Source organism: Sphingobacterium sp. lm-10 (genome assembly GCF_023554555.1).
Lineage (GTDB): Bacteria > Bacteroidota > Bacteroidia > Sphingobacteriales > Sphingobacteriaceae > Sphingobacterium.
This window is the reverse complement of the sequence record NZ_JAMJWC010000001.1, coordinates 1,251,150-1,263,165: the sequence shown is the minus strand read 5'-3', so window position 1 is coordinate 1,263,165 and position 12,016 is coordinate 1,251,150. Positions and strand designations below refer to the sequence as shown.

At 47.6% G+C, this 12,016-nt stretch carries 6 protein-coding genes; 1 reads left to right on the top strand and 5 read right to left on the bottom strand.

Annotated features, from left to right (window positions below; all coding sequences use genetic code 11):
• Nucleotides 1-7 precede the first annotated feature (7 nt).
• Together M8998_RS04950 and M8998_RS04945 are read right to left on the bottom strand one after the other, a co-directional pair.
• Nucleotides 8-3,490: a TonB-dependent receptor gene (locus M8998_RS04950; RefSeq protein WP_249991018.1), complete on the bottom strand. Its 3,483-nt coding sequence runs from the start codon at nucleotides 3,488-3,490 to the stop codon at nucleotides 8-10.
• 182 nt (nucleotides 3,491-3,672) lie between these two features.
• Nucleotides 3,673-4,869: a FecR family protein gene (locus M8998_RS04945; RefSeq protein WP_249991017.1), complete on the bottom strand. Its 1,197-nt coding sequence runs from the start codon at nucleotides 4,867-4,869 to the stop codon at nucleotides 3,673-3,675.
• A gap of 164 nt (nucleotides 4,870-5,033) precedes the next feature.
• Between M8998_RS04945 and M8998_RS04940 the strand changes: the two genes are divergently transcribed.
• Nucleotides 5,034-5,528 carry a nucleoside deaminase gene (locus tag M8998_RS04940; RefSeq protein WP_250045089.1) on the top strand — a complete coding sequence of 165 codons (495 nt, stop codon included), beginning with the start codon at nucleotides 5,034-5,036 and terminating at the stop codon, nucleotides 5,526-5,528.
• A 243-nt stretch (nucleotides 5,529-5,771) separates the two neighbouring features.
• Here the strand turns inward: M8998_RS04940 and M8998_RS04935 are convergent, their stop codons facing one another.
• From M8998_RS04935 to M8998_RS04925, 3 genes are read right to left on the bottom strand one after another with little or no spacing between them, the layout of a single operon-like run.
• Nucleotides 5,772-7,253 (bottom strand): TlpA family protein disulfide reductase, encoded by a 1,482-nt coding sequence (locus M8998_RS04935; RefSeq protein WP_249991015.1) that lies wholly within the window; start codon nucleotides 7,251-7,253, stop codon nucleotides 5,772-5,774.
• A 46-nt stretch (nucleotides 7,254-7,299) separates the two neighbouring features.
• Nucleotides 7,300-8,673, bottom strand: coding sequence for a RagB/SusD family nutrient uptake outer membrane protein (locus tag M8998_RS04930; protein WP_249991014.1), 1,374 nt, complete (start codon nucleotides 8,671-8,673; stop codon nucleotides 7,300-7,302).
• 8 nt (nucleotides 8,674-8,681) lie between these two features.
• The gene (locus M8998_RS04925) at nucleotides 8,682-12,011 is read right to left on the bottom strand and encodes a SusC/RagA family TonB-linked outer membrane protein (RefSeq protein WP_249991013.1); all 3,330 of its coding nucleotides are present in this window, start codon (nucleotides 12,009-12,011) and stop codon (nucleotides 8,682-8,684) included.
• Nucleotides 12,012-12,016 lie beyond the last annotated feature (5 nt).

The window sequence follows — 12,016 nt, the reverse complement described above, 5'->3', positions numbered from 1 at the left end:
TCTTTCATTAGAATTTAAGGTTCATACCAAACATTACAGTACGTGGTTGTGGGTAGAAGCCTAGGTCAATACCATTCACCCATGGCTGATCATAGCCGTATCCGATCTCTGGATCCATGCCGCTATAGTTGGTGAAGGTAAATAGGTTCTGCACGGTGGCATAAATCCGTGTTTGGCTAAAAGGTGCCTTTTTCCAGATTTGCTTGAGATCATACCCCAGCGTGATATTCTGGATTTTGACGAAGTCCCCATTTTCGATGTAGATGTCGGAGATATACTGGTTATTGGTATGGCTTCCGCTGGTTAAGCGGGGCAAGCGATTCGATGTGCCTTCCCCGTGCCAACGCCCGAAGACTTCCGTGGTGTAGTTTTGCAACGGGCTATCGGCAAACGAACGGTATGACTTCGCGATTTGGTGGCCGAAAGAACCGATAGCGGTGACGGCCAGGTCAATACCTCTATAACCGAATGTCAGATTTAATCCACCGCTGAAAGCAGGATGCGGATTACCGATCATCATGCGATCATCGTCGGTAATTGCACCGTCCCCATTGATATCACGGAAGAATACATCTCCCGGCTGGGCGCCAGGAAGAACGCCATGTCCTGATGCACGCACGGCATCGATCTGTTCCTGTGTTTGAAAGATGCCGTCGGTTTTAAAGCCGTAGAAATAGCCGATCGGGTAGCCCACCTGTGCGCGGTACATCTCTTTGGTACCCTGACTCAACACATCAGGATTACCATGGATAATGCCCTCGCTGTTTGCGATGCGCGTAACCTCGTTTTTGTTGTACGCACCGTTGATGCCGATGCCATAACGAAACTCACCTTTGGTATCGTTCCAGTTGACGCCCACTTCGAAGCCCTTATTCACGATGTCACCCCCATTGATAAATGGCGCTTGGGTACCATAAATCGCCAAAATTGGTGCCTGAACCAGCCAGTCGATCGTGGATTTGCGGTACCAGTCCAAAACTACAGATAGCCTGTTGTTCACAAAGCGCGAATCCAAACCGATATTCAGCTGCTCCGAAGTTTCCCAGCTCACGTTTGGATTGGGTAGAATCTCGGGATAAGCACCGCGGAGCAGGGTACTTTTGCTGTTGCCGAAGTAATAGCCGTTTCGGGTATCGATGGCTACGGTGGCTAAATATTGGAACGGCAGGATGTCCGCATTTCCATTCTGGCCCCAGCTTCCGCGAAATTTTAAGAAATTCAGCCAGGACTGATCCTGCAGGAATGCCTCATTGCTGGCTACCCAGCCTAATGAAGCGGAGGGGAAGTAACCCCAACGATGGCCGGGTGCGAAGTTGGACGAGCCATCGGCGCGCAGCACAAACGACGCGAGGTAGGTTTCTCTGATGTTGTAATTGAGTCGACCAAAGTACGAAGCAATGTTGAACTCGGGCCAATGCGCGCCGCTTACAGTAGGTACAAAGCCGTCATAGCCCTGCCCGTTGCCCAACCAGGCTTTGTCCCACTGCCCAGGGAAGGAGGAGTTGGCCGTTGCAGCACCTATCCCTTCACCCAGACCATTTTTCTCGATAGACTGTCCTATCACCATATCTAACTGATGATCTGTGAAAGGTTGAATCTTATAGCTCAAGGTGTTTTCCCAGAGAAACTTGTACCCGAGATCCTGATTTTGGGAAATATCGTCTATGGCGTTGACCGTGGTGGTCGACAACTCGAACGCTGGGGTATACTGGCGGTAGGAAGAGGCCGTAAGCCGATAACCGAAGTTAGATCGAAAGATTAGATCTTTGATCGGTTGTACCTCCACGTAGGCGTTGATCGATAGCGCGTGGTTCTTGCTGAGGTTCTGTCCGCGGCGGTAATCCATGTCGGCCACCGGATTGGCAGTAGCGCCATCTAGCGCCCAACCATCGGCCACCTTGCTGGCCTGATCGTAGTAGCCACCGTTGGCGTTACGGATTGGCAGGAGTGGATTGCCCACCAGCATATTATGGATATCGTTCCAATAAATGTTGCCGATGCCGATGCCCGAACGTTTTGTGTAAGAGTAGTTAAGGTTTTCGCCAAATTTAATGATATCGAAGTCATCATTCTTAAGCAGGATGTGCTCCGAGTTAAGGCGTGCGGTTTGCCGCTGAAAATCGGGCTGTACCGGAGCACCGAGGATACCGTCGCGGTTGGTGATGGAGTAACCCATCGAAAAGCGGGACTGCTCATTGCCGCCCATCATATTGAGCGAAGTGTTTTGTAGCAAAGCATTTTCATTTTGGATCTCTCTCATCCAGTCTGTCCCGTTCCAGCTGCCGTTCATAATTTGCTCGTACTGTTTCGGAATAAGCTGCTCCCAGTTGAAGGGCGCTGCGCCTTCATTAAAGCGTCGCTCATCCTGGATGGTCATATATTCTCTTGCCGTTAATAGCGAGGGCATTTTATAGACGTTTTGAAAACCGGCATAGCTGTCGAGGTGCAGCGAAAGTTTGCCATCGCGGCCTTGCTTGGTGGTGACAAGCACTACACCATTGGCGGCACGCGACCCATAAATGGCGGCCGAGGCGGCATCCTTGAGTACGTCGATACGCTCGATATCGGAAGGATTTAATGTGTTGATGTCGCCACCGGGAATCCCGTCGATCACGTAAAGTGGGGAAGAATTGTTGATCGTACCCAAACCGCGGATGGTGACTTTAAAACTTTCGCCGGGCATACCGGAGTTTTGCGTGATCTGTACTCCGGGAGATTGGCTCTGCATCGCCTCCAAAATGCTCGGTGTACTTAGTCTTTCCAGATCCTCACCCTTGATTTCTATGGTGGCACCAGTGACTAGTTTTTTCTTCTGTGTACCGTAGCCTACAACCACCACTTCATCCAGATCACCCAAGCTAGCCTTCAGCGTAATTTTCAACGTTTGTTGATCGCCGACATTCACTTCAGCACGTAGGAAACCTACATAGCTAACCTGTAACACGGATTGCGCGCCGCTCGGCAGGGTGAGTTGAAAATTACCCTGCTCGTCGGTATTGGTGCCCACGCTGCTGCCGGCAACTTGTACGGATGCCCCTTGAATAGGGACGCCACGCTCATCGGTCACCGTGCCACTGATCCGGCGCTGTTGCCTCTCGGCAGGTACTGCAGGGGCTGCTACGGCTGCCGATTGCCGACGTAGGATGATGGTACCATCGGAAATTTCCCATGCGATGGGCTGGTCAACGAACAGCAGGTTGAGTGCTTTTTCTAGCGGTACTTGCTTGATGTCGGCCGTAAGCTTGGCGCCAGCAATGTCTTTGCCGCTAAGCAGAAAAGGCATGCCGCTCTGCTTCTGTACGGATTGCATAATATTTATCAGTGGGGTGTTGGCAGCTTTGATAGAAATTTGCTGCGCAAAGCCACTGGCGGTCAATTTTAAAATACTTAAAACGGTAAAAAAGATGGTTAGCTTCATAATGATTACCCAACGTTTAATTTTAGATCTGGCCGTATTTTGAGCACAATCGATCTGTTGTATAAAAATCATATTTTCGTACAATTATAGATGTTGATGAATAAAGGTTTATTTAGGTTAGTAGCGCTTTTCTCGACAGGTGAGTAATAGGACTGAACATAGGCGTGTGAAACCCGGTCAATTTTTTACTCCCCGCCGTTTCGCTACGTAGGATAGCTTTTGGTAGATGTTTTCATAGTTTTGTAGATTTGTATTTAGTCATGTTTAACCTGAAGACGCACGTGGCTGCCTTCTTTGTTTAGTTCAAATTTTACACCTGCCTTTTCTAAGATGCGCAGTACCTCGGCCAGGTTCTTTTCGCGGGAAATCTCGCCATAGAAATAAGTAGGAGGTATATCCTTTGGATAGCTGACCTCAACGGCATACCACCGGCTCACTTGTTTCATCAAGTCGCGGAGTTCAGTTTCAAAAAATAAAAAGGTATTGTCTTTCCAAGCAATGTATTGTTGTACGTCTATAGACTTCTTGTTTAAACTGCCCTCTCGTACCGACGCCTGCTCGTTAGGACGTAGCGATAGCCGGCCTGTAGCAGTCTCGATTTCTACAGAGCCCTCCACGAGTGTGGTGTATGTATACGTGTCATCGGCATACGCCGAAACGTTGAAGCTGGTGCCCGTGACACGGATGACCTGATCTTTGGAGCTGACCTCAAAGGGTATCCGCCTGTTTTTTTCATATTGTTGCGATACCTCGAAGTAGGCTTCACCGGCTATACTCACTTGTCTTTTCTCGTGATTAAATACGAGTGGATACACTAATTTGGACTGTGCATTAAGATGTACACGAGTGCCGTCGCTTAGCGTTACTTTGTATTTTCCGCCCACAGGAACAGTAATACTGGCTGTCATTTGTGCAAGCTTTGCCTTATCGATGGCAAGCAGGGGCGTGCCGTCCGAATAGCTCAGCTCATCGGAGAGGATAATGCCATCTTTGTCGCTACGCAGGTTGATCTTTTGTCCATCGGAAAGGAGCAGTTCGGCTTTATTGCTGCCGGGAAGTACGCTGGATGCTTCGATAGGTTCGGACCATGTTGGATGCTGCCGCCAATGAAAGTAGCCGAATAAGGATGCACAAAGGAATAGGGCGGCGACTCCCCGGTAGATCAGTCTCGAGCTCCAGCGGCGACGCATCGGAAACGGCTGTGCGGTACGAAGCTTGCCGAGGGTTCGTTGCTTGATGTTTTCAAGCTGCTGCTTGGCATCCTCATCCTCCATATCTATCCAGCGCAACGCATCGGCAAAAACCGCTTCGCCCTGCGTAACCTGTTGGAAGAAGACTTCGTTGGCAGCATCATCCTGTCGCCAACGTGTTAATGCATCCGATTCTTCGGGCGTAAGCTTGCCTTCGATATGTCGTTTGATAAGCTCGGCTATTTTTTCCGTAGCATCCATAGGTGGTTATAGTGGTTATTGATACTATAACGACTGATCGTATTAAATCTTAGTAGATATTTTTCTTTTTTTGAAATACGATTTAATAAATAGGTCAGTAAAAAATTGGAGAAGGTTCCGTATTTTGTATGATTATCCCACTTTCACTATAGCTGCAATATTATATGGAAAACCACGAAACATTCATGCATCGCGCTATAGCCCTTGCAGAACAAAACCTAAAAACATTAAATGGAGGGCCTTTTGGCTGCGTGATAGTGAGAGATGGAAAGATATTGAGTGCTAAAGGCAATTCTGTTACATCGGATTGTGATCCTACCGCTCATGCCGAAATCAACGCGATACGTGCTGCTGCAAAAAAGATTGGTAAACCAGACTTGAGTGGCTGCATATTATATACAAGCGCGGAGCCTTGCCCAATGTGTCTGAGTGCCATATATTGGGCAAACATCACTCATGTTTATTATGGCAATACAAAGCGAGATGCAGAATGGGCTGGGTTTGGAGACGAGTTTATATCAGATGAATTAAAGAACAAGATTGAAGATCAGTCTATTAGATTTGAACGCATTTGTGCAAGTGATGCAATAAAAGCGTTTGAGAAGTGGGTTGCATTGCCTTCTGGAGAAAAGGGTAGGGTGAAAGATGGATCGTTGTAGTTTGCGAAACCGATACTAATATTTAAACACGTAGCCTCATAATTAGGCTATCACTAAGATGTTGAAATGGTTCGATAACTTTATTAATGTCCCAGAGAAATCATTATAAAGGAATTTACCGAAGATGTATTATATCTAAGGCAATTATAGATATTGTTTGCCGTCTAAGTAAATCAGATTTCATCAATTTTAATACCGTTATGGAGGATTATCTAAAAAACTCCATAACGGTAAGATAAGCTCCTATGATTTGGCCAATTCCTTATACGGCTTTTTCGCCGCTTCGATCAGTTCTGTCATTTCCATTTTTATATAATCCACATTGGGTGTAGACCCTGTCAGGAAGTAACGAATGTGACCTTCTGCGTCGATGATGAATTTAGCGGGGATTCCCCTTACGCCTAATTTTCCGGCCAACACTTCCCCGGTTTGTGGGTCTTTCTGATCGTCATACAATACCTCGAACGGGTACTTGTTTTTCTCGATAAAGGAGACGACATTCTTCTTGTATTCCTTGTCGCGCTCCCAGGTGTTGATAAATAAGAACTGTACATCTTGGTCGTCTTCGTATAGTGCTTGAGCCGCCTTCATACCCGGAAAAGAGCGGATACAGGGTTGACACCAGGTTGCCCAGAAATCTAGTACCACCACTTTGCCTTTCAAGCTAGCCAAACTCACTTTTTCGCCTTTCAAATTGAGTAATTCAAAATCGGGAGCCGCTTTGTAGGTTGCCATCTCCTGAATATGCGTTTGGATAGTTTTCACCAGTTCTTGTTTCAGGCCAGCGTTGAAGCGCTCATAGCCATTCATAGAACCGTTCAATTCTGCGTACATGTTTTTTAGATCGTTTTCAACATCAAATCGACCCTTAGAATACAGTTTAGTAAGCACATTATAGCCTTCCAATTTTCGCCCAGTACCTACCAGTGATTTGTAGTACACCGTAGATAAGCCGTCGGCCTGTTCGGGCGCTACATCCATCGCTTTTTCGATGAGATCCAGTGCTTCGGCATAAGAGCCCCTATTCACTAGTATGCCGACGTATGCCGACATAGAACTCGCGTATCCCATCGCCGCAAACTTAGCTTTGTTGTCTTTTTGTTCTTCCGGCAGGCTGATGTAATAATAAGCGTCATCCATTGCTACCTTCAACAACGGGGCCGCAGACACCGTGTCGCCCGCTGCCAATAGGGTTTGCCCCACGGGCAGATACCCATTTCCCCGCCAGAAACGCTCGTGCATCTGTTCCAGGTAGTGCACCGCTTCTTGGGGCTTTTCTTCTTTTGCAAATGCGCCTGCCAGGTTAGCTAGTAGGTAATCGTAGGTGAGCTCCTGCTCCGGGAAGTTCTTTACGGGCCATTTCTTGACCACCTCCTTATAGGCTTTCTCTTTGGCAGCCGTCCCTTCGGCTTCGTAAAACACCTCCGTGATGTAGGCGTCTCTGGTTAAGCTGCCTTTGGGGAATTTTTTCTTTGCCGTGTTGCTCACGGTCTCCATATTCTCTTCATGGCCTAAAGCGCGGAGCATGTTAATGGTGGTTCGGTAGTCCTCTTCTTTTTTTAAGTTTTTCACGTCGCTGAATAAGACGTTGGCTAATGAATCCTTTTGTTCGAGCGTTCCATTTTCCAGAATACCGCGATGGCGCTGGTATACATTTTCGGACTGCTGTTGCGCGTAACTCAAACTAGCCGTTAGCGCAAACGAAATAAATAATGTGCTTTTCATATGATGTATATTTCTATGTTTTGTAGTGGACGGATTGATAAATCCATTAGTTTTCATATCCCGGGTTTTGGGCCAAATTATTGTTTAGTAGGATTTGTGCATTCGGAATCGGAAATAGCACGTCCGTGGCTTGCCAGTCGGCCTTGACGGGGGATAATACTGCCGTGGCGCGGCCAGTTCGCTTCAAGTCAAACCAACGGTGTCCAAACTCTCCGAAAAATTCATGTAAGCGTTCTGTCTCGATGGCCGTGAGCAGTTGCGTCTGGGTAAGTGTGGCAGGTAGTGCGCCCAGTCCGGCACGCGTGCGAATGGCGTCCGTATCTTCCTTCGCACCAGCGAGGTTGTTGCGGTTAGCACGTGCTTCGGCGCGGATCAAATATTGTTCTGCCAGACGCAATACGATGTGATATTCATTGCCTGTGCCAGCAGATACCTTATATTTTGAAATCGCATAATAAACCTTGTTGGATACCGTTTTTGGCACCGTCCAATTCGTTCTTCGCAAATCGATTGCGGGCGTAGTTTCGAACGTTTCGTACACGGCGTCGCGCAAGGTATATACCGGGATCACATTGGCCACGGTGATGTAGTTTGCGCCAAATGTGGTCACGCCATTTAAATTGGCGATTTGGAAAATCACCTCACTGCTGGTATTCGTAAAGTTGCTGGTCGTTGCCGGGAGACCATATTCGGTAGCCTGCAAGACTTTAGTGGCTTGCAACTCCGCCTTTTCCCAATCATTTCTGTATAGATATACCCGAGCCAATAGCGCGCTCGCGGCATGCTTATTTACCCTTGCACGAAAAGTGCCTTCATAGGCCACAGGCAATTTGCTTTCGGCATCAATTAAATCCGCGATGATCTGCGCATACACCAGATCGGTGGATGTCCTACCTAAAGACGCCTGTTCAAAAACCTCCAAATCACCCAACAAATGCAGCGGCACATCGCCATATAAATTCACTAAATACAGGTAGGTGTATGCCCGCATAAACTTCGCTTCTCCCAGGAGCTGCTCTTTAACAGCAGGTGTTAGTGAGGCGGATTTTTCCAATCCGATGATACTGTTATTTGTGTTTTTGACGAGCTGATAAAGGCTTCCCCACAAGTTATTGACATAGCTATTGGTGTTCAACAGGCCGTTGTTAGCAAACTCGAGCAAACCGGCATCCGCCGCATTATATTGCACGTCATCTGCCGCCATACCCGAATAGAAAGTCGTGGTGCCCACGTTGCCTACGCCGGAGACGTAGAGTCCGAGAATAACACTTCGTGCGGAGGCATCCGTAAGAAAAGCCTCTTCTGATAATACTTGTGTGGGAGGTGCGCCCAATTCAACAAATTTTTCGCAAGAAGTGGTGAGCACGAATGTAGCCCCGATGGCTGCTGATACAATATGTTTATGTAAGATGCTTTTCATGGTGGTGATTAAAATTGACAGTTAAATCCAAAGACAATAGTTCTAAGCGGTGGCAGCACCTGTCCAATGGTTCCTGTGCCTAATCCGGAAGGGCCACCTTGCACCGTAGTTTCGGTATCGAGCACGTATTTGTTCTTGGCCCAGGTAAATAAGTTTTGCCCTTGGGCGAAGATGCTGCAATTGGATAATTTGGTGCTGGAAAGCCAGCTGGAAGGCAAGCGATAAGACAAGTTTACCGAACGAAGCTTGATGTAAGAAGCATCGCCATATACTGCATTGGAATTGGTGTATTGATTATAAGAGGTATACAGCGCATTGCCTGGTGTGGTAGTAGCCGCAGGAATGTCCGATGCCGTATTTTCCGGCGTCCAGCGACCCAGCCAGTAATCGTTCTGGTTCACCATCGCACCCGGCCGGGTATTGAGGATTCGGGTCACGCCAAACCGGTGGTTGAACTGGAAAAAGACACCGAGCTCAAACCCTTTGTAGGTAAATGTATTATTAAAGCCGCCATAAAACGGGGTGCCTAGATCTGCTACGTATCGATCATCTGGGCTGATAATTCCATCGCCATTGCGATCTTCATATATCGCGGCGCCCGTTGCCGGATTCACACCTTGGTAATTGTAGAGTCGAACGAGATTAATCGGCTCGCCCACGATGAAGCTGCTCGCAAAGAAAGACTGTTCCAGATTCGGAAACTCCAATAGCTTGTTTCGGAAGAAGGTGAAGTTCACCGAAGTTTTCCACGAGAAATCGTTGCTTTCTATGTTTGTCGTATTCAAATCAAGCTCCAGTCCGGTATTTTGAATCACCGCTGGAAGATTCGACGTATAGCTGTTGTACCCTACCTGTGTGGGCAATCCTGCCGACGTAATCTGATCGCCGGATCGATTTCTGAAATAGTTGGCGGTAAACAAAATCCGATCCTTCAGGAAGCCCAGATCCAGTGCAAATTCTAGCTTTTGCGTGGTTTCCCATTGAATAAATTCGTTGGGTAAGGTGATCAGGTTCATGGTGGCATTTCCCAGATACGCCGCGGAAGAAGAATAGAGTTGTAGATATAAATAGTTGGAGATTTGATCATTTCCGGTGGTACCGAAGCTTCCACGTAGCTTACCAAAGCTTAGGAAGTTCAGATTGTCGGCGACAAAATCCTCTTTCGAGAAGATCCAGCCCATCCCCACCGCGCCAAAATTTCCGAAGCGATTTTTTGGACCGAACCGCGACGATCCATCCCGGCGGAATGTCCCGTTGAACAGGTATTTCTCTTGCCATTCATAATTGAGCTTACCAAATATCGCATGATATTTATAGGCCACCATGTTGTTATTCGCGGTGAACAAGCCTGCGGCATTCAGTGAGCCAAGAAGTGCGTCATTGCTGTAGTTTGTGCCATTGGTCGTTTGGGTGGCTGAAGAATTCTGCTGAAAGCTCGTTCCTACGAGTGCCGTTAGGTTTCCGTCGCCGATAGCCTTGTTATAGTTCAAGGTCGGTTCGATGATCCAGTTCTGCGCTTTGGTATTCGAAAATGAAGAAGTGCCTAAGGTAGTGGGTAGGGTATTGTTTAAGCTCGTAGACGGCGTTTGGTTATTTTGCTGTAGCTGCGTGATCGTATACCCAAAATTTGCCTTGGCGACTAATCCGGGTGCGATATTATAGCTTAGGTTAGCATTTGAAATCAAGTTATTGGTTTTGCCGATATATTTTCGGTCCAAAAGTGCTATCGGATTACTGATACCAAAGGAGGAAGGCAACCAGTAATACGTCCCATTTTCGTTATAAATCGGATAGTTGGGCGCCAGGTTGTAGAAAGAAGACACATCCGAACTCGGCATATTCGACTGATCATTGGCATAGCTTACCGAGAAAGCCGCGTTAAACTTACCGTCGCTGGATTTGTGATCCAGGTTTAAACGGGAGGTAAAACGGCTATTTTCGCTGTCTCCATAAAACACCGTGCTTTCTCTCCGATAGCCCGAGTTGAAAAAGAAGCGGGTATATTCATTTCCACCAGACAGATTCGCCTGTGCATCGGTAACATGTCCGGTATTTCCGATTAAAAGCTTTTGCCAGTCGGTGGCCGCCTCCTGATCCCAGACTGTCAGGTCTGGTGCATTCGCGGTAGTTGGCGTGACACCATCATTTGCGAAAGCCTCTTTGCGCAGGGTGAGGTAGTCAGGTAAATTCAGCATGGGAATAAAGCGATTCACTTCGGTGATGCCGGTATTAAAGTTCACCCCGACACGTGTGCGCCCCGACACACCCTTTTTTGTGGTAATCAATACTACGCCATTTGCGCCCCGACTTCCGTATATGGCGGTCGCATCCGCATCTTTCAAGATGTCAATACGTTCAATATCTGCGGGATTAATCATGTTGAACGGACTTAGTCCGCCAGAGGCACCCGAGATACCAAAGGCATTCAGGTTATCTGTAGCAGGAGCGCCCCCGTTGAAATTGGTGAAGGGAACGCCATCCACCACATACAGTGGAATAGATCCAGACGTGGTGCCACTTAGCGAAGCTTGATTTCTGATCTGCACCTGCACCGCACTGCCAGGCACGCCATTATTCTGCGCAATTAGCACGCCGGGCATTCTACCGGATAGCGCCGCAAGGGGATTACCTACGGGTTGTGATTCTATATCTTTTGCGGTAATCGAAGCGACAGATCCGGTATTGAGTCGGCGTGTCGTGGTGCCATAGCCAATGACGACGATCTCCTCCAAACTTCCTTTTTCCGGTACGAGCTTGATCGGAACGGCGGTTTTAGGTAAGTCTTTCGCCAGGATTTCTATTTTCTGATATCCGATAAACGAGAATATCAACGGCACATTATCCTCCTCCAGCAACATGCCCCAGATACCGTTGGCGTCGGTCGCCGTGCTGGTCTGTACATTGCGGTAATCCATTTTCTGGTAATTCTTAATCACAATAGACACGCCCGCTAATGGTTCCCCCATTTCATTGACCACCTGCCCGGTGACGTGTATTTTCGATTTTTGATTCTCCTTGATCGCGATGATATCATTATTCATCAGTTGCCAGGTTAGGTTGCTGCCTTCCAAGGCTCTGCGCAGCACTTCTTTGACCGTTAGTTGCTTCCCGACCAGATTAATCTTTTTATTGGGGAGCTTATCTTTACTGTAAAACATTTTGTAGGTGCTCTGCTCATTGATCGTGTTGAACACATCTTCCAGTTGGCCGTCTTTAATCGAAATATCCAATTTCTGTGTTTGTGAATAGACGTGTTGGGACGCGAATAGACACGCAAAGATGGACAACAGGACGGCCAGCCTCGCTGTCCCGCTTAGGTTAAGTAGTTTGTTATTCATATATG

Coding starts and splice junctions, on each gene's coding strand:
- M8998_RS04950 (WP_249991018.1), bottom strand. CDS start 3,490: ATGATTTTTATACAACAGATCGATTGTGCTCAAAATACGGCCAGATCT.
- M8998_RS04945 (WP_249991017.1), bottom strand. CDS start 4,869: ATGGATGCTACGGAAAAAATAGCCGAGCTTATCAAACGACATATCGAA.
- M8998_RS04940 (WP_250045089.1), top strand. CDS start 5,034: ATGGAAAACCACGAAACATTCATGCATCGCGCTATAGCCCTTGCAGAA.
- M8998_RS04935 (WP_249991015.1), bottom strand. CDS start 7,253: ATGAAAAGCACATTATTTATTTCGTTTGCGCTAACGGCTAGTTTGAGT.
- M8998_RS04930 (WP_249991014.1), bottom strand. CDS start 8,673: ATGAAAAGCATCTTACATAAACATATTGTATCAGCAGCCATCGGGGCT.
- M8998_RS04925 (WP_249991013.1), bottom strand. CDS start 12,011: ATGAATAACAAACTACTTAACCTAAGCGGGACAGCGAGGCTGGCCGTC.